This is a genomic window from Burkholderiaceae bacterium (genome assembly GCA_024235995.1).
In the GTDB taxonomy this organism is placed as follows: Bacteria; Pseudomonadota; Gammaproteobacteria; order Burkholderiales; family Burkholderiaceae_C; genus Ottowia.
This window is the reverse complement of sequence record JACKLI010000001.1, coordinates 3297435-3318158: the sequence shown is the minus strand read 5'-3', so window position 1 is coordinate 3318158 and position 20724 is coordinate 3297435. Positions and strand designations below refer to the sequence as shown.

Here is a 20724-nt window from a genome sequence, read left to right as displayed (position 1 = left end):
AGGTCGGATGCAACCGTTCCACAGCACAGCGAGATGACCGAACACACACGAACCGATGGCTTGCCCGAAGCCCCCGAGCCGCAGGTGCTGGAGCGCGCCCGCCCGCGCAACGAGCGCATGGCGGCCACCAAGGTCGAGTGCAACGCATGCCCCATCCTGTGCCAGATCGCCGAGGGCCGCACCGGCGCCTGCGACCGCTACGCCAACCAGGGCGGCGTGCTGATCCGGGTCGACCCGGTGCTGCTGCTGCGCAAGACCGTGGACGAGCAGCGCGCGCCGCTGGTGCAGTTCAGCGGCCGGGTGGTGCAGCAGGACACGGGCGAGGGCGAGGCGGCGCAGGACGTGTCGCAGGCGCCGGACTGGGACGGCGCGCTGCTGCGCGCCGACGAGGTCTTCGTCACCGGCGTGGGCTCGTCCACCACCTACCCCGACTACAAGCCGGCGCCCTTCATCGTCGGCTCGCAGGTGCAGGGCGTGGACATGGTGACGGTGGTGACCGAGGGTATCTTCAGCTACTGCAGCCTCAAGGTCAAGATCGACACCGACCGCTACCTGGGCCCCGAGCAGGCCAACGTGCGCTGCAAGGGCGAGGTGGTGGGCCACGTCACCACGGCCGAATACGGCTCGCAGATGCTGTCGCTGGGCGGCGTGCACCACCTGACGGGCGGCAGCAAGAAGGAAGGCCGCGTCACCGTCGAGATGATGGAGCAGCTGGGCAACCGGCAGGCCATGGAGCTGTCGATCGACGGCGGCGCGCAGCTCGTCATCCAGGCCGGGCGGGCGCCCATCGTCAACGGCGTGCAGGAGCAGCGCATGCGCGTGGGCTGCGGCTCGGCCACGGTGGGCATCTTCGCCAAGCAGCTGTACGGCCACGCCGACGAGGTGGTGGTGGTGGACGACCACATCACCGGCGTGCTGACCGAGCACCAGGCCGGCCGCTGTCTGGACATGCGGCCCTCGGGCATCGCCATGCGCGGGCGCAAGTCCACGCCCGGGCGCTACTTCCAGGTCGCCAACCCCGGCACCGGCTGGGGCGGCACCTCCATTGCCGACCCGCTGACGGTGCTCGACCCCTGGGACGCCAAACAGGGCTGGCCCGGCCTGCGCCTGCTGATGACCTCGACCACCGGCGAGCATGCCGCCTGGTACGTGCTGGACGAGCAGCTGGTGCCGCGCGAGCAGCCCATGCCCGATGCGGTGCGCGCGGTGGTCGACCGCATCGGCGAGAACTGCGAGCCCTCGCTCACCACCGTGCTGTTTCTGGGCGGCGCCGGCGGCAGCCTGCGCGCCGGCGCCACCGAAAACCCGGTGTTGCTCACGCGCGCCATCAAGAACGCCCTGGTCAACGTCACCTGCGGCGGCGCGCCCGCCTATGTGTGGCCGGGCGGCGGCATCACCGTGATGGTGGACGTGATGCGCATGCCCGAGCGCAGCTTCGGCACCGTGCCCACGCCGGCCATCGTGGCGCCCATCGAGTTCAGCATGCGCCGCGACGACTACGCGGCGTTGGGCGGGCACCTCAGGCACGTGCGCTCGCTGGAGGACGTGCTGCGCACGGGAGCCTGGCACAACGACGGCGCCCCCACGCGCCGCGCGTGGGCGGCCGGCAACCCCGCCAATCCCTGGCCGCTGGGCCATCCGCCGCAGCTGGGTTGAACCATGGGTGCGCAGCGCATGCTTCTGGGCGACGGCCGTCTGCACCTGCAGCACGGGCCGATGGACATCGTCATCGGCGCCGACGGCGAGCCGGCCGCCGTGCAGCAGGCGCACGAAGCCGCGTGGCAGCGCTTTCGCGGCCTGCTGCAGGAGCTGGTGGACGAGTTGCCGGCCTTGCGCGCGCCGGTGCATGGCGAGTGTCCGGTGCGGGGCGTGGTGGCGCGCCGCATGTGGCAGGCGGTGCGGCCCTATCGCGATGTGTACATCACCCCGATGGCGGCCGTGGCCGGCGCGGTGGCGCAGGAGCTGGTGGCGGCCTACCAACGGCCGGGCGTGCGCCGCGCGTGGGTCAACGATGGCGGCGACATCGCCCTGCACCTGACGCCCGGCGAGCGTTTCCGCGTCGGCCTGTTCGCCGACCTGGACCGGTGGCCGCGCGCCCTGGCCGCGCCGGGGCTGGAGGTCGATGGCGTGCTTGACGTGGCCCATGACAGCCCCGTGCGCGGCGTGGCCACCAGCGGCTGGAAGGGGCGCAGCTTCTCGCTGGGCATTGCCGACAGCGTGACCGTGCTGGCCGCCACCGCGGCCCAGGCCGACGCGGCGGCCACCGTCGTCGGCAACGCCGTGGATGTGCCGCACGCTGGCATCGTGCGCCGGCCGGCCAACGCCATCCGCGACGACAGCGACCTGGGTGCCATCCCGGTGACCGTGCAGGTGCCGCCACTGACGCCAGCCCAGGCCCAGGCGGCGTTGGCGGCAGGCTGCGCCAAGGCGCTGCAATGGCGTGACGCGGGCCACATCGTTTCGTGTGTAATCACGTGCCAGGGCTGGGCCGCGTCAACCGACGGCGGCCCGGCGCGTTTTTTGCCTCTTGGCGCCACGGCGCCGGGGCCCGCGCAGCGCATGCTGCTGGAGACCGCATGATCGAGATTCGAAGAACCTTCACGCACGTGGAAGACATCTTCCACGAGTTCGGTCCGCCGGCGGCCCAGCCGCTGCGGCGCGGCTTCATCGCCGCCGTGCTCGCCAACCCGTTTGCCGGCCGTTACGAGGCCGACATCCTGCCCATGATGGAGGTGCTCAATGCCGTCGGCACGCAGATGGCGCACCAGCTGCTGGCGGCCATGGCGGTGCCGGCCGAGCGCATCGAAAGCTACGGCAAGGGCGCCATCGTGGGCGCCGCCGGCGAGCTGGAGCACGGCGCCTTGTGGCACGTGCCCGGCGGCTACGCCATGCGCGAGCTGCTGGGCTGGAGCGGCGACCGCGTGGCCTACATGCAGGGCCGGGGCGAGGCGAAGACCGGCCAGCCCGGCAACGCGCTGTCCATCGTGCCCTCGACCAAGAAGGTCGGCCCACCCGGCTGCACGCTCGATGTGCCCCTGACCCACATCAACGCCAGCTACGTGCGCAGCCATTTCGACGCCATCGAGGCGCGCGTGCCCGGCAGCCCCCTGGCCGACGAAGTGGTCTATGTGCTGGCCATGTCCTGCGGCCCGCGCGTACACGCGCGGGTGGGGGGGCTCAAGGCCGCCGACATTTCCAAGTGGGACGGCCTGCGCTGACCCGACCGATCGAGAACGAGGAACACCATGGCTGCAAAGATTCGCAAACTGCTGGTGCAGGTCGACGAGACCCGCATCGAGATGGGCCAGGCCGTCAACCCGCCCACGCGCCGCGCGCTGGCGATGGCCGTGATCGAGAACCCCTATGCCGGGCGCTACGAGCCCAAGCTGGACGCCCTGATCGACATCGGCGAGGAACTGGGCGCGCTGCTGGGGCAGAAATGCGTGGCCGCCCTGGGCATCGCGCCTGGCCAGGCCCAGAGTTACGGCAAGGCCGCCATCGTCGGCGAGGCCGGCGAGCTGGAGCATGCCGCCGCGGTGTTGCACCCCAAGCTGGGCGCGCCGCTGCGCAAGGCGGTCGAGAAAGGTGCCGCGCTGGTGCCCTCGGCCAAGAAGCGCGGTGGCCTGGGCACGGCCGTGGACGTGCCCCTGGGCCACAAGGACGCCGCCTTCGTGCGCAGCCACTTCGACGCCATCGAGGCGCGCGTGTCCGACGCGCCGCGCGCCCATGAGATCGTGGTGGCCGTGGCCGTGACCGACAGCGGGCGCCCGCTGCCGCGCATCGGCGGCCTGCAGGTGGGCGAGATCAAGGGTGAAGACGGTTTGAGGTAGGCCAGGCAGTCCCTGAAAACGTGTGTTTGACGACTGAATCAACCAAGGAAGGAACGAGCATGTCGAAATTCAAGATGAACGCCCGGCGCCGCGCCCTGCTGGCCGGAGCCGCGGGTCTGGTGCTGGCCGCAAGCGCCCAGGCCCAGGGTACGCTCAAGATCGGCGAGATCAACAGCTACAAGGCGCAGCCCGCGTTCCTGGAGCCCTACCGCAAGGGCATGGAGCTGGCGGTCGACGAGATCAACGCCTCCGGCGGCCTGCTGGGCCGCAAGGTCGAGCTGGTGATCCGCGACGACAACGCCAACCCCGGCGAGGCCGTGCGCGCCGCCGAGGAGCTGCTCTCGCGCGAGAAGGTGGACGTGCTGATGGGCGGCTTCCTGTCCAACATCGGCCTGGCGCTGACCGACTTCGCCAAGCAGAAGAAGACCTTCTTCCTGGCCGGCGAGCCGCTCACGGACAAGATTGTCTGGGCCGACGGCAACCGCTACACCTACCGCCTGCGCGCCTCCACCTACATGCAGGTGGCCATGCTCATCCCCGACGTGGTGGCGATGAAGAAAAAGCGCTGGGCGCTGGTCTACCCCAACTACGAATACGGCCAGTCGGCCGCGGCCAGCTTCAAGACCCTGCTGAAGGCCGCGCAGCCCGATGTGGAGTTCGTGGCCGAGCAGGCGCCGCCGCTGGGCAAGGTGGACGCCGGCAGCGTGGTGCAGGCGCTGGCCGATGCCAAACCCGACGCCATCTTCAACGTGCTGTTCGGGGCCGACCTGACCAAGTTCGTGCGCGAGGGAAACACCCGCGGCCTGTTCAAGGGCATCGAGGTGGCCAGCCTGCTGACCGGCGAGCCCGACTACCTCGATCCGCTCAAGGACGATGCGCCCAACGGCTGGCTGGTGACCGGCTACCCCTGGTACGGCATCAAGACGCCCGAGCACGAGGCGTTTCTGAAGGCCTACCAGGCCAAGTTCAAGGACTACCCGCGCCTGGGCTCGGTGGTGGGCTATTCGTCCATCAAGTCCATCGAGGCGGGTGTCAAGAAGGCCGGCTCGACCGACTCCGAAAAGCTGGTGGCCGCCTTCAGCGGGTTGAACGTGGTCACCCCTTTCGGCCCCATCGTGTATCGCCCCGAAGACCACCAGTCGACCATGGGCGCCTACGTGGGCCGCACCAAGAACGAGGGCGGCAAGGGCGTGATGGTGGACTTCCGCTACGTGGACGGCGCCAAGGTGCTGCCCTCGGCGGCCGAAGTGAAAAAGCTGCGTCCTGCGGAATGACACTCACCCCCAGTCTCCACACGCTGCGCGTTGTTGCGCCTTCCCCCTCGAGGGGGCATCGCCAGTGGCTGGGGGAACCCCAGCCACGGCGATCGCTGGCACGGCCTGCTCCGCGGCCATTGGACACTTTGGGCTTCACACGATTGCCAGTAACGCGCAGCATCGTGGATTTCTGACATGAACTTTTCTGGTCTGGTGGTCCAGCTGCTCAACGGCCTGGCCGGGGCTTCGTCGCTGTTCCTGGTGTCGGCGGGCCTGTCGCTGATCTTCGGCGTCACCCGCATCGTCAACTTCGCCCACGGCTCGTTCTACATGGTGGGCATCTACGTGGCTTATGCGCTGGTCGAGCGGCTGGACTGGCTGGGCTTCTGGGTCGCGGTGCCGGTCGCCGCGCTGGTGGTGGGCGCGCTGGGCGTGGTGGTCGAGATGACGGTGCTGCGCCGCATCTACCGCGCGCCCGAGCTGTTCCAGCTGCTGGCCACCTTTGCCCTGGTGCTGGTGATCAAGGACGCCATGCTGTGGCTGTTCGGCCCCGAGGAACTGCTGGGCCCGCGCGCGCCGGGCATGAAGGGCGCGGTCGCCATCCTGGGGCGCAACTTCCCGTCCTACGACCTGTTTTTGATCGGGGTCGGCCCCATCGTGCTGGGCCTGCTGTGGCTGCTGTTCACGCGCACGCGCTGGGGCACGCTGGTGCGCGCCGCCACGCAGGACCGCGAGATGGTGGGCGCTTTAGGCGTCAACCAGGTGTGGCTGTTCACGGCGGTGTTTGCGCTGGGCGCGGCGCTGGCCGGCCTGGGCGGCGCGCTGCAGCTGCCGCGCGAGCCGGCCAACCTGGAGATGGACCTGAACATCATCGGCTCGGCCTTCGTGGTGGTGGTGGTGGGCGGCATGGGCTCGATCCCGGGCGCTTTCGTGGCGGCGCTGCTGGTGTCCGAGATCAAGGCGGTGTGCATCTGGCTGGGCCTGGTGCATGTCCTGGGTTTCGACATTTCCTTTTCCAAGCTCACGCTGGTGGCCGAGTTCGCGGTCATGGCCGTGGTGCTGGTGGTGCGCCCCTGGGGCCTGATGGGCAAGCCGCAGGCCGCGCCGCGCGTGATGGGCGAGGCCGAGCTGCCGATTCGCCCGGCCGACCGGACGGCCCTGGGCGTGGCCGCCTTCGTGGTGCTGGCGCTGGTCAGCCTGCCCGCCGTGTCCAGCGGCGACGCCTATGCCGTGGTGCTGGCCATCGACCTGCTGGTGGCGTCCCTGTTTGCCGCCAGCCTGCACTTCATCATGGGGCCGGCGGGCATGCATTCCTTCGGTCATGCGGCGTACTTCGGCCTGGGGGCCTACGGCGCGGCGCTGGCGGTGCGCAAGCTGGGCCTGCCGATGGAGGCGGCGCTGGTGGTGGGCCCACTCGCGGGCGCCCTGGGTGCGCTGATCGTGGGCTGGTTCTGCGTGCGCCTGTCGGGCGTGTACCTGGCGATGCTGACGCTGGCGTTCGCGCAGATCGTGTGGGCCGGTGTCTATCAGTGGGATGCCTTCACCGGCGGCAGCAACGGCCTGACGGGCGTGTGGCCTGCGCCCTGGTTGGCCGCCAAGCAAGCCTATTACTACCTCACCCTGGCGGTGGTGCTGCTGGCGCTGTGGACGTTGCGGCGCTTGCTGTTCTCGCCCTTTGGCTATGCCATGCGGGCGGGGCGCGACTCGCCGCTGCGCGCCGACGCCATCGGCATCCACGTCAAACGCCAGCAATGGGCGGCGTTTGCCATCGCCGGCGGCTTTGCCGGCGTGGCGGGGGCCCTGTTCGCGTTTTCCAAGGGCAGCATCTCGCCCGAGACGCTGGGCGTGGGCAAGTCGGTGGACGGCCTGGTGATGGTGCTGCTGGGCGGCATCCAGACCCTCGTCGGGCCGGTGGTGGGCGCCGTCAGCTACACCTGGCTGCAGGACGTGATGGCGCGCAGCACCGACTACTGGCATGCGCTGCTGGGCGCCGTGATCCTGATCCTGGTGCTGCTGTTTCCGCAGGGCATCGCGGGCTTCTTCGGGCAGCTGTGGCAGGCGCAGCGCGCAGCGCGGAGGGTCGTCCCGTGAGCCTGCTGCACGTCGAGAACCTGGGCAAGTCCTTTGGCGGCGTCAAGGCCGTGGACGGCATCCACTTCGAGCTGAAGGCGGGCGAGCTGCTGGCCCTGATCGGGCCCAACGGGGCGGGCAAGTCCACCACCTTCAACATGGTCAACGGCCAGTTGCGCGCCGACCGCGGCTCGATCCGCCTGGACGGCACCGAACTGGTGGGCCTGCAGCCGCGCCAGATCTGGCGCCTGGGGGTGGGGCGCACCTTCCAGATCGCCGCCACGTTTTCCTCGCTCACCGTGGTCGAGAACGTGCAGATGGCCCTGCTGTCGCAGGACCGCAAGCTGTTTTCGATGTGGACGCCGGCGGCACGCCACCGCCGCAGCGACGCGCTGGACCTGCTGGACATGGTGGGCATGGCCGCGCAGGCCGACCGCCCCTGCAGCGTGCTGGCCTACGGCGACGTCAAGCGCGTGGAGCTGGCCGTGGCCATGGCCAACAACCCCAAGCTGCTGCTGATGGACGAGCCCACCGCCGGCATGGCGCCCAAGGAGCGCAACGAGCTGATGGCGCTGACCAAGAAGCTGGTGGTGGAGCGCGGTATTGCCGTGCTGTTCACCGAGCACAGCATGGACGTGGTGTTCGCCTACGCCGACCGCATGGTGGTGCTGGCGCGCGGGCGCCTGATCGCCGAGGGGCGTGCCGAAGCCATCCGCAACGACCCCAAGGTGCAGGAGGTGTACTTCGGCACCGGCAAGACCTTTGAAAAACGCGGCGCGGCGCAGGAGCAGGCGGCATGACGGCGGTGCACCCCGATCACGCCGACGTGCTGCTGGACGCGCACGGCCTGTGCGCCTGGTATGGCGCGGCGCAAATCCTGTTCGACTTGAACCTGCAGGTGCGCCGCGGCGAGGTGGTGGCCCTGATGGGGCGCAACGGCGCGGGCAAGTCGACCACGCTCAAGACCCTGATGGGCCTGATGGACAAGCGCAAGGGCACGGTGCGCTTCATGCAGCGCGACGTCTCCACGCGCCAGCCCTACCAGATCGCCGCGCTGGGCATGGGCTTCGTGCCCGAGGACCGGCGCATCTTCGTCGACCTGACGGTGGCCGAGAACCTGGAGGTCGGCCGCCAGCCGCCGCGCCACTGGCCCGACGGCACGCCGGCGCCCACCTGGTCGCCCAGGGAGCTCTATCAGCTTTTTCCCAACCTGGGCGAAATGCCCGACCGCCCCGGCGGGCGCATGAGCGGCGGCGAGCAGCAGATGCTGACCGTGGGCCGCACGCTGATGGGCAACCCCTTTCTGGTGCTGCTCGACGAGCCCTCGGAGGGCGTGGCGCCGGTCATCGTCGAGCAGATGGCGGGCATGATCCTGGAGCTCAAGGCCAGGGGCGTGAGCATCCTGCTGTCGGAGCAGAACCTGCACTTCGCCGAACTGGTGTCGGACCGGGCCTACGTGCTCGAAAAGGGCCAGATCCGATTCGAGGGGACGATGGACGAGCTGGCGCAGGCGGATCTGGTCCGCCGCACGTACCTGAGTGTTTGACCAAGGAGATCATCATGCAACGCCGAAACTTCCTGCTTCAATCCGCCGCGGCCGCCAGCGTGGCGGGGCTGTCGGCGCCGGCCTGGGCCGCGGCCCGGATCAAGCCCGGCCCCCGGGCTGCCCTGATCGTGGTCGATGTGCAGAACTGCTTCGTCGATGGCGGCACGCTGCCGGTCAAGGGCGGCGCCGAGGTGGTGCCGGTCATCAACAAGCTGGCCGCGGCGTTCGACAACATCGTCGTCACCCAGGACTGGCATACGCCGGGCCACACCTCGTTTGCCAGCGCGCACCCGGGGCAAAAGCCCTTTTCCAGCATCAAGCTGGGCTACGGCAACCAGGTGATGTGGCCCGACCACTGCGTGCAGGGCACCGAGGACGCCGCGCTGCTCAGCGGGCTGAAGCTGCCCACCGCGCAGGTCATCATCCGCAAGGGTTTTCACAAGGACGTGGACAGCTATTCGGCCTTCGAGGAGGCCGACCGCAAGACCACCACGGGCCTGGGCGCGTACCTCAAGGCGCGCGGCATCAAAACCGTTTTCGTCACCGGCCTGGCCACCGACTTCTGCGTGGCCTGGACGGCGCTGGACGCGCGCAAGCTGGGCTTTCAGACCTATGTGATCGAGGACGCCACGCGCGCCATCGATCTCAACGGCTCGCTGGCCGCGGCTTGGAAGCAGATGGCGGCCAAGGGCGTCAAGCGCATCCAGTCCAGCGACATCGCCGACGCCTGACCAAGGGGACAGGCCGGCGTTTTTTTCCGCCATCCGCAAGCGAGGTTGCCATGAGCCCACCCGTATCTTCCGGCGAGTACCGCGTGACCGACCAGGTCGGTCACCTGCTGCGCCGCGCCTACCAGCGGCACACGGCCATCTTCCAGGCCGTGGTGCCGGCCAGCCAGCTTGGCGCGGCGCAGTTCGTGGTGCTGTGCGCGGTGCGCGACCATCCTGGTGCCACCATCGGCCAGATCGTCGAGGTCACCGCGATGGACGAGCCGGCGGTGCGCGGCATCGTCGAGCGGCTGCGCTGGAGCGGCCAGGTGGCGGTCGAGCATGTGCCGGGCGACAAGCGCCACGCCACGGTCACCCTGACCGAGGCGGGCCAGCGCACCATTGCCGATACCCTGCCGCACGCGCAGCAGATCACCGAGCTGACCTTTGGCGACCTGAATGCCGAGGAGCGCCGGCAGCTGGTGCACCTGCTGCGCCGCATCAGCGGCGCCGATCCGGGTTGAGCAGCAGCATGGCACCGATGGTTGAAGACGGCATCGAGATCACGCTGGACGTCAATGGCGCAGCGCAGCGTCTGACCGTGGGCCGCTCGGCCACGCTGCTGCAGGTGCTGCGCCACGACCTGCGGCTGAACGGCCCCAAGTACGGTTGCGGCCTGGGCCAGTGCGGCGCCTGCACGGTGCACGTGGACGGCGTGGCGGCGCGCGCCTGCGTCATCCCGGCGGCCCAGGTGCAGGGCCGGCGCATCACCACGCTGGAGGGCCTGGGCGATCGCGCGCGTCCGCACCCGGTGCAGGGCGCCTTCATCCAGGCGCAGGCGGCGCAGTGCGGCTACTGCCTGAACGGCATGATCATGACGACGGCCGCCCTGCTGGCGCGCGAACCCCAGCCCAGTGAACAGGCGGTGCGCGACGCGCTGGCCGGCAACCTGTGCCGCTGCGGCACGCACGTCGAAATCCTGGCGGCGGTCGTCCGAGCAACCGCCGAGCTGCCGTGCAACGCTCCGAGCGCCTGAGCCGCCTGCGCACGCGCGGCGACTTTTTGCGTGTCGAGGGCGTGCTGCTCGTCACGCGCGAGCCGCCGCCCCCGCCGCCACCCACGCCGGGCCAGCCCCCGTTCATCGCCAGCGACCCGGCCGAGGGTGTGGAGATCCTGCTGGCCGTGTGGGACGACGGTACGGCGCTGGGGCTGAATGGCCACGTGGATCTGGGCACGGGCATTCGCACCGCGCTGGGCCAGATCGTGGCCGAGGAGCTGGACCTGGCGTTCGAGCAGGTGGACATGGTGCTGGGCGACACCGGCCGCGCGCCCAACCAGGGCCCCACCATCGCCAGCGCCTCCATCCAGATCAGCGCCGTGCCGCTGCGCCAGGCGGCGGCGCAGGCGCGCGCCTGGCTGCTGGCGCAAGCGGCCGAGCGGCTGCAGGTGCCGCCTGGCCAACTGCAGGTCGATGCCGGCCGCATCAAAGTCGCCGGCGATGCCGCGCGCGGTGTCGCTTATGGCGAGCTGCTGCGTGGCCGGCGGGTGGTGCTGGGCCTGGACCCGAACACACCCGTCAAGCCCGTCGCCGAGCACCGCGTGGTGGGCCAGAGCGCGCCGCGCGTGGACATCGCGGCCAAGGCCTTCGGCGAGGCAGTGTTCGTCCACGACGTGCGCCTGCCCGGCATGCTGCATGGCCGTGTGGTGCGCCCGCCCTATGCCGGGGCCGACCACGGCGAGTTCATCGGCAACACGCTCGATAGCGTGGACGAGCGCTCCATTGCCCACATCCCCGGCATCCGCGCCGTGGTGGTGATCCGCGACTTCGTCGGCGTGGTGGCCGAGCGCGAGGAGCAGGCCGAGCAGGCCTGCGCCCAGCTGGCGGTACGCTGGAAGCCCTGGCCGGGCATGCCGCCGCTGGGCGAGCTGGCCCAGGCGCTGCGCGACAACCCCGCCACCGCGCGCCAGGTGGTCGACGAGGGCGACGTCAACGCCGCGCTCTCCGGCGCCAGCCAGGTGCTGGAGCGCACCTACGTCTGGCCCTACCAGTTGCACGCCTCCATCGGCCCCTCGTGCGCCGTGGCCGACTGGCGCGGCGCGGGCCAGACGCCCGCGCTGCGCGTGTACGCCGGCAGCCAGCACCCGCACGCGCTGCGGGCCGATCTGTCGCGCCTGCTGGGCGTGCCGGACGTGGCCGTGGACGTGGTGCGGCTGGAGGCCTCGGGCTGCTACGGGCGCAACGGCGCCGACGACGTGGCGGCCGACGCCGCGCTGCTGTCGCGCGCCGTGGGCGCGCCGGTGCGCGTGCAGCTCACGCGCGAGCAGGAAAACCTGTGGGAGCCCAAGGGCGCGGCGCAGCTGATGGAGGTGCGCGGCGGCGTGACGGCCGCCGGCGGCATCGCCGGCTACGACTTTCGCAGCAGCTACCCGTCCAACGCCGCGCCCACGCTGGCCCTGCTGCTCACGCGCGCGGTGGAGCCCGGCGCGCAGGCCTTCGCCATGGGCGACCGCACGGCGCGCCCGCCCTACGACATTGCCGACCTGCGCGTCACCATCAACGACATGGCGCCCATCCTGCGCGCGGCCTGGCTGCGCGGCGTGTCGGCCCTGCCCAACAGCTTCGCGCACGAGTCCTACATGGACGAGCTGGCGCACGCGGCCGGCGCTGACCCGGTGGCCTTTCGCCTGCGGCACCTGAAGGACCCGCGCGCCCACGAGCTGCTGCAGGCCACCGCCGCCCGCGCCGGCTGGAAGCCGCACGCCGCGCCGCAGCAGCAGGGCGCCAGCGGCGACTGGCTGCACGGCCAGGGCGTGGCCTATGCGCGCTACGTGCACAGCAAGTGGCCCGGCTTCGGTGCCGCCTGGTCGGCCTGGGTGGCGGATGTGGACGTCAACCGCACGACGGGCGAGGTGCACGTCAAGCGCGTGGTGGTGGGGCACGACGCGGGCCTGGTCGTCAACCCCGCGGGGGTGGAGCACCAGGTGCACGGCAACGTGCTGCAGACCACCAGCCGCGCGCTGAAGGAGCAGCTGCGCATCGACCCCGGCACGAGCCTGCCCGCCAGCCGCGAATGGGGCAGCTACCCGATCCTGAGCTTTCGCGAGGTGCCGGTGATCGAGGTGATGCAGATGCCCCGGCCCGACGAGCCGCCGCTGGGCGTGGGCGAGTCGTCTTCGGTGCCCGGCACGGCGGCCATCGCCAACGCCATCTTCGATGCCACCGGCGTGCGCTTTCGCCAGCCGCCCTTCACGCCCGAGGTGGTGCGCGCGGCGCTCCATCCAACGCCCTTGCCTACGGCCCCCAAGGCGGCCGCGCCGGCCCTGCCGCAGCCGCCGTCCAACGCCCCCTGGCCGCGCCGGCGCAAGCTGAAGGTGGGTGCGCTGCTCGCGGGAGCGTTCGGCGTGGTGCTGGGCCTGCTGGGCTGGCGCTCGGCCATCGCGCCGGTGGCGCCCGCGTCGGCTGCGGTCTACACCGCGCAGATCCTCGAAAAAGGCCGCCAGCTGGCCGCGCTGGGCAACTGCGCGCAGTGCCACACCACGCCCGGCGGCCCTGCGCTGGCCGGCGGGCTGGCCATGGACACGCCCTTCGGCACCGTCTACAGCACCAACATCACGCCCGACGTGGACACCGGCATCGGCGCCTGGTCCTTCAGCGCCTTCCAGCGCGCCATGCGCGAGGGCGTTGCGCGCGACGGCCACCGGCTGTACCCGGCCTTTCCCTACACGGCCTACACGCGGATGACGGACGAGGACCTGATGGCGCTGTATGCCTGGCTGATGAGCCAGCCGCCGGTGCGCGCCCAGGCTTCGTCCACGCAGCTGAAGTTTCCGTTCAGCCTGCGCCCGCTGCTGGCCGGCTGGAACGCGCTGTACCTGGAGAGCGGCCCCCGCCCGAGCGCCGAGGCTGCCCGCTCGGCGCAGTGGCAGCGCGGCGAATACCTGGTCAACGGCGTCGGCCACTGCGGCGCCTGCCACACGCCGCGCAACGCGCTGGGTGCGGAGCAGGGCGGCACGGCGTTTTTAAGCGGCGCCATGGTCAAGGGCTGGGAGGCGCCCTCGCTCACCGCCCGCCATCCCGGCCCCGTGCCCTGGACCGAGCAGGCCTTCTACGACTACCTGCGCCAGGGCCACAGCCCGCAGCACGGTGCGGTGGGCGGCCCCATGGCCGAGGTGGTGCGCAAGCTGCAGGACGTGCCCGAGGCCGACGTGCGCGCCATGGCGCACTACCTGGCCTCGTTCGGCACGGGGGCCACGCCGCAGCAGGCCGGGCAGGCGGCGGCCATGGCCATCGCCCAGGGCGCGCAGGCCGCGCCCGCGCTGCTGGGGCCGGCGCAGCGCCTGTTCGAGCAGGCCTGCGGCGCCTGCCACCACGACGGCAACGGCCCGCGCCTGCTGGGCCTGAACGTGCCGCTGGCGCTCAACGGCAATTTGCACAGCGACCGGCCCGACAACCTGCTGCGCACCATCCTGGAGGGCGTGCAGGAGCCGGCCACGCGCGACGTCGGCTTCATGCCGGCGTTCGGCCAGGCGTTCGACGATGCCCAGCTCGTCCAGCTGGCCGGCTACATGCGGGCGCGCTTTGCGCCGCAGCGCCCGGCCTGGGCCGATCTGCCCGAGGCGGTGGCGCGGGCGCGGGCGCAGGTTGCGCCCTGATCACACGTCGTCGACCGCGTGGCCCGGCGCCGGCACCGCGTGGCGGCCCTGCTCCAGCTGCCAGAAGATGGCGGCCGAGCCCATGGTCATCACGCCGATGGCGACGAAGGCGGCGCGAAACACCGGCAGCCCGTGGCCGCCACCTTCAGAAAACCAGTTGCTGAAGGCCACCAGCAGGGCGGCCGCACAGGTCACGCCCAGGCTCATGCCCAGCATCTGCACCATCGAGAACAGGCTGTTGCCGCTGGCCGCCTGCTGCGGCGCCAGGTCCTTGAGCGTCACCGCGTTCATGGCGGTGAACTGAAACGAGTTGATGGCGCCGAACAGGGCCAGCTGCACGATGCGCAGCCACAGGGGCTGGGTGGGCCCCATCAGGGCAAAGGAGGCGATCATCGCGCCCAGCAGCAGCGTGTTGCTCACCAGAACTGGCTGGTAGCCCCACTGGGTGATGATGCCCGTGGCGGCGCGCTTGCTGAGCATGCCGGCAATCGCCACCGGCAGCATCAGCATGCCGGCCTGTGCCGGCGAGTAGCCCAGGGCGAGCTGCAGCAGCAGCGGCAGCAGGTAGGGCATGGCGCCCGAGCCGATGCGGGCGAACAGGTTGCCCAGCAGGCCCACGCGGTAGCTCTGCATGGTGAACAGCGCGGGCGAGAAGATCGGCGCCGGGCTGCGCAGCGCGTGCAGCCAGTACGCCGCCAGCGCGGCCAGGCCCAGCACCATCAGCAGCACCAGCAGCGCGTGCGCCCAGCCCAGGCCCGACAGGCCGTCCAGCGCCAGCGAGGTGGCCACCATGGCCACCGCCAGCAGCAGGTAGCCGCCCAGGTCGAACCGGCCGGGCCGGGGGGCCAGGAAGTTGGGGATGTAGCGCTGCGAGGCGACGATGCCGAGCAGCCCCACCGGCAGGTTGATGAGAAAGATCCAGTGCCAGCTGGCGACCTCGACCAGCCAGCCGCCCAGCGTGGGGCCGATCAGCGGGCCCACCAGCGCCGGGATGGCGACGAAGCTGATGGCTTCCAGGAACTGGTCCTTGGGGAAGGCGCGCAGCACCACCAGGCGGCCGACGGGCATCAGCATGGCGCCGCCCACGCCCTGCAGCACGCGCGCGGCAATCAGTTGATTGAGGCTGGCCGAGGCCGCGCAGGCGATGGAGCCGGCGGTGAACAGGGCGATGGCGAGCGTGAAGATGCGCTGCGTGCCGAAGCGGTCGGCCAGCCAGCCCGTGCTGGGGATGACCACCGCCATCGTGAGCGCATAGGACACCACCACCGCCTGCATGCGCAGGGGCTGCTCGCCCAGGCTGCGCGCCATCGCCGGCAGCGCGGTGTTGACGATGGTCGAGTCCAGCAGCTGCATGAACATGCCGATGGCGATGATCCACAGCACCAGGCGCGGGTTGGCGGGACCTTGGGGAGCGTGGGCGTGCGTCGGCATGGGCGGGGAAACAAAAACGGCACTGCAGGTTTGCAGCGCCGTTCGGCATGATACGTCTGCGCCTGTCGGCGCGGTTGGGGCGTGCGGCTCAGGCGAACACGCCGGCGGTGTCCGTCATGTGCTCGCTCACCTGGCCCAGGTGGTGCAGGGTGTCGCCCCAGCTCATCTCCAGCTGCGTCAAGTATTTGAAGTAGTGGCTGCCCACGTACTCGTCGGTCACGCCGATGCCGCCGTGCAGCTGCACCGACTGCTGGCCGACGAAGCGCATCGACTGGCCCAGCTGCACCTTGGCGCGCGACAGCGCCTGGCGGCGCTCGGCCGCGGGCGCGCCCAGCTTGAGCGTGGCGTAGTAGCTCATGGAGCGCGCCAGCTCCAGTTGCATCTTCATGTCGGCCACGCGGTGGCGCAGCGCCTGGAAGCTGGCGATCACCACGCCGAACTGCTTGCGCTGGTTCATGTAGTCGACCGTCAGCTTGAGCGTCCGGTCCATCGCGCCCACGCCCAGGGCGCAGGCGCTGGCGATGCCGATGTCGGCGGCGTGCCGCAGGGCGGCCAGGCCGTCGGCGGTGATGAGCTGCGCGGGGGCGCCGTCCAGCTTGACGTCGGCGGCGCGCGACTCGTCCTGCGTCAGGTAGCCGCGCGTGTGCACGCCGGGCGCGCCGCGCTCGACCAGGAACAGCGCCAGCTTGCCCTCCAGCATGGCGGGCACCACGAAGGCGTCGGCCTGGTCGCCGGCGGGAACTATGTTTTTGAGAGCTTTCAGCGCATATCCCGCGCCGGCCTTGACCGCTTTTGCCTCGCAAACGTCGAGCCGGTAGCGCGCCTGGCGCTCCTGCTGCGCCAGCACCACCAGGGCCTCGCCGTTGGCGATCCGGGGCAGCCAGGCGCGCTTGACCTCGTCGCCGCCATGGGCCTGGATGACGGTGCCGGTGACGAAGGCCTGCGCCAGCGGCTCGCACACGATGCCGCGGCCCAGCTCCTCCAGCACCACCATGGCCTCCACCGGGCCCATGCCCAGGCCGCCGTGGTCCTCGTCCACGCAGATGCCGGTCAGGCCCAGCTCGGCCAGCTCTTGATAAACACCGCGGTCGAAACCGCCGGCGGCCACCACCTTCTTGCGGCGCTCGAAGTCGTAGCTCTTTTCAACCCACTTGGCGACGGCGTCGCGCAGTTGCAGCTGGTCGTCGGAAAAATCGAAATCCATGATGCTTGTCCTTGGAATCTGTCAATGCAGGGCAGCCGGACGCAGAAAACGCAAAGATGACGCAGAAGACGCAAAAGAAACCATTGAAATTGAATTCTTTGCGTTCTCTGCGAATCCTTTGCGCCCTCTGCGTCCGGTATTCAGGTTTTCGCTCAGCCCAGCACCGTCTGGGCCACGATGTTGCGCTGCACCTCGTTGCTGCCGCCGTAGATGGTGGTCTTGCGCATGTTGAAGTAGGTGGGCGCCAGCGGCGCGTTGTCCACGTTGCCGCCCGGAAAGCCCTGCAGCCCGGCGGCGGCGGCCTGGTCGCCCTGCCAGCCGGCTTCCATGGCCTCCTCGATGAAGGGCAGGGCATACGGCCCGGCGGCCAGCATCATCAGCTCGGAGTAGCGCTGCTGGATCTCGCTGCCCTTGATCTTGAGCAGGCCGGCGATGTCCAGCGCGTTGCGGCCCGACTTTTCGGCCGACAGCACGCGCAGCACCAGCATCTCCAGCGCCACCACGTCCACCTCCAGCAGGGCGATCTGATCGCGAAAGCGCTGCTCGTCCCACACGCCCTCGGCCTTGGCGATGCGCTTGAGGCGCTCCAGCTCGCGCTTGGCGCGGTTGACGTCGGCGATGTTGGTGCGCTCGTGGCTCAGCAGGTGCTTGGCGTAGGTCCAGCCCTTGTTTTCCTCGCCGATCAGGTTCTCGACCGGCACCTCGACGTTGTCGAAGAACACGTCGTTGACCTCGCAGCCGCCCTCCAGCAGCTTGATCGGGCGCACGCTGACGCCGGGCGACTTCATGTCGATCAGCAGGAAGCTGATGCCGGTCTGCGGCTTGCCCTCGTTGCTGGTGCGCACCAGGTTGAACATCCACTCGCCGTACTGGCCCAGCGTGGTCCAGGTCTTCTGGCCGTTGACGATGTACTTGTCGCCCTTGCGCTCGGCCTTGGTGCGCACCGAGGCCAGATCGGACCCCGAACCCGGCTCGCTGTAGCCCTGGCTCCACCACACGGAGCCGTCAGCGATGCCGGGCAGAAAGCGCTTTTGCTGCTCGGGCGAGCCGTAGGCCATGATGACGGGCGCCACCATCACCGGGCCGAAGGGCACGATGCGCGGCGCGCCGGCCATGGCGCATTCCTCTTCGAACAAATGCTTTTGCACCGCGCTCCAGCCCGGGCCGCCGAACTGCTTGGGCCAGCCGTAGCCCAGCCAGCCCTGCTTGCCCAGGATCTTGGCCCAGGTCTGCTGGTCGTCGCGCGTCAGCGTTTGCGCCTTGTGCACCTTGGCGGCGATCGCCGGTGGCAGGTTTGCCTTGACCCAGGCGCGGATCTCGTCGCGAAATGTCAGCTCGTCGGGGGTGAATGCCAAATCCATGGGGGGATCTCCTTGTCAGCCCGCGGTTGTAGCATGCGCCGGCGGGTTTGTCGGTCCGTCAGGCGACACGCCCAGCTCGGCGCACAGGCGGGCCACTGTGACGCTCAGGGCCGCCAGTTCCGACTCGAGCCGGGCGATGCGCTCGGATTGAGCGTCGAATGTGCCTGAAGCGCTTGATGGATGCGCGCCGGCAGCTATCGATTCGGTAGTGACGGGCCCGCACAGCAGCTGCGCCCAGCGCGCTTCGCGCTCACCCGGCGCGCGCGGCAGCAGCACGGCCAGGGGCCCGCCCTTGTCCTCGGTGCGTTCGGCCAGCTCGTTCAGGAAGCCCTCGACCGAGGAGATGTCGGCAAAGCGGTACCAGCGCTCGGCGTTCAGGCGCAGCTCGGCGGCGGTCTGCGGCCCGCGCAGCATCAGCAGGCCCAGCAGCACGGCCGACTGCTCGGGCACGCCCAGGCAGCGCTGCAGGTTGTGTTCGTACTTGGCCACCCGCCCGCCCTGCGACTCGATGACGAGCGACAGGCGCCTGAGATCGTCGAGCGCCTCCAGCACCTGGGCCTCGTCCAGGCTCATCACCGGGTCGCGGCTGGTCTTCTGGTTGCAGCCGGTGACGACCAGGTTGAGCGACAGCGGATAGGTGTCGGGCACCGTGCGGGCCTTCTCCATCAGCGTGCCCAGCACGCGCGCTTCGATCGGGGTGAGGGGGCGCAAAGTCATGGCGCAAGGATAATCGCCCCGGAATGAAAAACATCGTCATCCTGATCTCCGGCACCGGCAGCAACATGGCCGCCATCGTGCGCGCGGCGCAGCAGCAGGACTGGGCGCGGCGGCTCGACGCGCGGGTGGCCGCCGTCGTCAGCAACCGGCCGGACGCCAAGGGCCTGCAGACGGCGCGCGAGGCGGGCATCGCCGCCGCCGCGGTCGACCACAAGGCCTTTGCCGACCGCGAGGCCTTCGATGCCGCGCTGATGGCCGAAGTCGACCGTCACGATCCCACGCTGGTGGTGCTGGCCGGCTTCATGCGCATCCTCACGCCCGCCTTCGTGGCGCATTACACCGGGCGCCTGCTCAACATCCACCCCAGCCTGCTGCCGGCCTTTCCGGGCCTGCACACGCACCAGCGCGCCATCGACATGGGCTGCCGCGTGGCGGGGGCCACCGTGCACCAGGTGACGGCCGAACTGGACCACGGCCAGATCCTGGCGCAGGCCGTGGTGCCCGTGCTGCCGGGCGACACGGCCGACACGCTGGCCGCGCGCGTGCTGACGCAGGAGCACCTGATCTATCCGCGCGCGGTGGCCGAGTTGCTGCAAAAAACATAGCTTACAACGCTTGTTTCATAGGCGCTGGAGCCATTTCTGATTCATCAAGCACCGCTGCGGTGCGACAATCGCCGCCATGCATCCCAAAGCCCTGCTCGACGCCGCCACCGAATTGGTGCGGCGCGTTCTTCAACTCGAGCACCCGGCCGACGCCGTGGTGTCGCGCTTTTTCCGCGAGCAGCGCGCGCTGGGCCCGCGTGAGCGCGCCACGCTGGCCGAAACCGCCTACGCCGTGCTGCGCCACAAGCCGCTGTTCGAGCACCTGGCGCGCTCGGGCACGGGCGGGCGCGAGCGGCGGCTGGCGATCCTGGGCTTTCACGCCCCGCGCGACTTCCTCAAGCAGGCGCTGAGCGAGCCCGAGAAAGCCTGGCTCGACGCCTGCGACGCCGTGCCGCCGGCCGAGCTGGCGCCCGAATACCGCCACAACCTGCCGGCCTGGCTGGTGGCGCCGCTGCGCGCGCAGCTGGGCGATGGCTTCGATGCCCTGGCCGCCGCGCTGCTGGTGCCGGCGCCGCTCGACCTGCGCGTCAACACCTTGAAGGAAAAACGGCCTTCAGCCCAGGCGGAACTTGCCAAGGCAGCTATCAAATCGGTAGAAACCCCGTACTCGCCCTGGGGCCTGCGCATCGACGGCAAGCCGGCGCTCACGAGGCTGGACCTGTTCACGCGCGGCGCGGTGGAGGTGCAGGACGAGGGCTCGCAGCTGCTGGCCCTGCTGCTGGACGCGCACCGCGGCGAGATGGTGGCCGACTTCTGCGCCGGCGCCGGCGGCAAGACCCTGGCCATCGGCGCCACCATGCGCAACACCGGCCGGCTGTACGCCTTCGACGTCTCGGCGCACCGGCTGGAGGCGCTCAAGCCGCGCCTGGCGCGCAGCGGCCTGTCCAACGTGCACCCGGTGGCCATCGCGCACGAGCGCGACGAACGCGTCAAGCGCCTGGCCGGCAAGCTGGACCGCGTGCTGGTCGACGCGCCGTGCTCGGGCCTGGGCACGCTGCGGCGCAACCCCGACCTGAAGTGGCGCCAGTCGCCCGCCGGCGTGCAGGAGCTGGTGGCCAAGCAGCAGGCCATCCTGGCCAGCGCGGCGCGCCTGCTCAAGCCCGGCGGGCGGCTGGTGTACGCCACCTGCAGCGTGCTGCAGGACGAGAACGAGCAGGTGGCCGAGGCCTTCGGCGCCGCGCACCCCGACTTCGAGCCGCGCGCCGTGGCCGATCTGCTGACCGGTCTGAAGGTGCCGCAGGCGCCTGACTTGTGCAGTGCCGATGGGCGCTTCCTGCGCCTGTGGCCGCACCGGCATGGCACCGATGGGTTTTTTGCCGCCGTGTGGCAGCGCAAGGTCTGATC

General features: G+C 70.4%; 18 protein-coding genes. 14 read left to right on the top strand and 4 right to left on the bottom strand.

All coding sequences use genetic code 11. From position 1 onward, the window contains the following. The first annotated feature begins 33 nt into the window (after positions 1 to 33). The 12 genes from H6927_15880 to H6927_15825 all read left to right on the top strand — a co-directional run bounded on the left by H6927_15880 (position 34) and on the right by H6927_15825 (position 14062). Complete coding sequence (locus H6927_15880) at positions 34 to 1656, top strand: 6-hydroxynicotinate reductase (protein ID MCP5219570.1); 1623 nt, start codon at positions 34 to 36, stop codon at positions 1654 to 1656. A 3-nt stretch (positions 1657 to 1659) separates the two neighbouring features. Continuing rightward, positions 1660 to 2580 (top strand): UPF0280 family protein, encoded by a 921-nt coding sequence (locus tag H6927_15875; GenBank protein MCP5219569.1) that lies wholly within the window; start codon positions 1660 to 1662, stop codon positions 2578 to 2580. Next, positions 2577 to 3218 carry an amino acid synthesis family protein gene (locus H6927_15870; protein MCP5219568.1) on the top strand — a complete coding sequence of 214 codons (642 nt, stop codon included), beginning with the start codon at positions 2577 to 2579 and terminating at the stop codon, positions 3216 to 3218. Before H6927_15875 ends, H6927_15870 begins: the two co-directional genes overlap by 4 nt. Positions 3219 to 3245: 27 nt before the next feature. After that, on the top strand, positions 3246 to 3830 hold the full coding sequence (locus H6927_15865; GenBank protein ID MCP5219567.1) for an amino acid synthesis family protein: 585 nt from the start codon (positions 3246 to 3248) through the stop codon (positions 3828 to 3830). A 74-nt stretch (positions 3831 to 3904) separates the two neighbouring features. Beyond that, complete coding sequence (locus tag H6927_15860; GenBank protein MCP5219566.1) at positions 3905 to 5104, top strand: ABC transporter substrate-binding protein; 1200 nt, start codon at positions 3905 to 3907, stop codon at positions 5102 to 5104. Between the two features lie 177 nt (positions 5105 to 5281). Next, positions 5282 to 7177 carry an ABC transporter permease gene (locus H6927_15855; GenBank protein ID MCP5219565.1) on the top strand — a complete coding sequence of 632 codons (1896 nt, stop codon included), beginning with the start codon at positions 5282 to 5284 and terminating at the stop codon, positions 7175 to 7177. Continuing rightward, positions 7174 to 7956 (top strand): ABC transporter ATP-binding protein, encoded by a 783-nt coding sequence (locus tag H6927_15850; protein ID MCP5219564.1) that lies wholly within the window; start codon positions 7174 to 7176, stop codon positions 7954 to 7956. The genes H6927_15855 and H6927_15850 overlap by 4 nt, the downstream gene beginning before the upstream one ends. Beyond that, complete coding sequence (locus H6927_15845; GenBank protein MCP5219563.1) at positions 7953 to 8702, top strand: ABC transporter ATP-binding protein; 750 nt, start codon at positions 7953 to 7955, stop codon at positions 8700 to 8702. The genes H6927_15850 and H6927_15845 overlap by 4 nt, the downstream gene beginning before the upstream one ends. 14 nt (positions 8703 to 8716) lie before the next feature. Then, positions 8717 to 9433, top strand: coding sequence for a bifunctional nicotinamidase/pyrazinamidase (gene pncA / locus H6927_15840; GenBank protein MCP5219562.1), 717 nt, complete (start codon positions 8717 to 8719; stop codon positions 9431 to 9433). A 50-nt stretch (positions 9434 to 9483) separates the two neighbouring features. Further along, entirely contained in the window at positions 9484 to 9933 is a 450-nt protein-coding gene (locus H6927_15835) for a winged helix-turn-helix transcriptional regulator (GenBank protein ID MCP5219561.1), read from the top strand. Between the two features lie 17 nt (positions 9934 to 9950). Continuing rightward, the gene (locus H6927_15830) at positions 9951 to 10445 is read left to right on the top strand and encodes a (2Fe-2S)-binding protein (GenBank protein MCP5219560.1); all 495 of its coding nucleotides are present in this window, start codon (positions 9951 to 9953) and stop codon (positions 10443 to 10445) included. Further along, positions 10442 to 14062 (top strand): molybdopterin-dependent oxidoreductase, encoded by a 3621-nt coding sequence (locus H6927_15825; protein ID MCP5219559.1) that lies wholly within the window; start codon positions 10442 to 10444, stop codon positions 14060 to 14062. Before H6927_15830 ends, H6927_15825 begins: the two co-directional genes overlap by 4 nt. Here the strand turns inward: H6927_15825 and mdtD are convergent, their stop codons facing one another. The 4 genes from mdtD to H6927_15805 form a co-directional block, all read right to left on the bottom strand. Continuing rightward, complete coding sequence (gene mdtD / locus H6927_15820; protein MCP5219558.1) at positions 14063 to 15493, bottom strand: multidrug transporter subunit MdtD; 1431 nt, start codon at positions 15491 to 15493, stop codon at positions 14063 to 14065. Positions 15494 to 15581: 88 nt separating this feature from the next. Continuing rightward, positions 15582 to 16697, bottom strand: coding sequence for an acyl-CoA dehydrogenase family protein (locus H6927_15815; protein MCP5219557.1), 1116 nt, complete (start codon positions 16695 to 16697; stop codon positions 15582 to 15584). A 152-nt stretch (positions 16698 to 16849) separates the two neighbouring features. Next, a complete protein-coding gene (locus tag H6927_15810) occupies positions 16850 to 18058 on the bottom strand; it encodes an acyl-CoA dehydrogenase family protein (protein ID MCP5219556.1) in 1209 nt (402 codons plus the stop codon). Positions 18059 to 18073: 15 nt separating this feature from the next. Then, the gene (locus H6927_15805) at positions 18074 to 18775 is read right to left on the bottom strand and encodes a YceH family protein (GenBank protein MCP5219555.1); all 702 of its coding nucleotides are present in this window, start codon (positions 18773 to 18775) and stop codon (positions 18074 to 18076) included. 23 nt (positions 18776 to 18798) lie between these two features. On the opposite strand from H6927_15805, the gene H6927_15800 reads away from it, so the two are divergent. Beyond that, a complete protein-coding gene (locus H6927_15800; protein MCP5219554.1) occupies positions 18799 to 19380 on the top strand; it encodes a phosphoribosylglycinamide formyltransferase in 582 nt (193 codons plus the stop codon). A gap of 76 nt (positions 19381 to 19456) precedes the next feature. Further along, positions 19457 to 20722, top strand: a complete 1266-nt coding sequence (locus H6927_15795; GenBank protein MCP5219553.1) for an RsmB/NOP family class I SAM-dependent RNA methyltransferase — start codon at positions 19457 to 19459, stop codon at positions 20720 to 20722. The last annotated feature ends 2 nt before the right edge of the window (positions 20723 to 20724 follow it).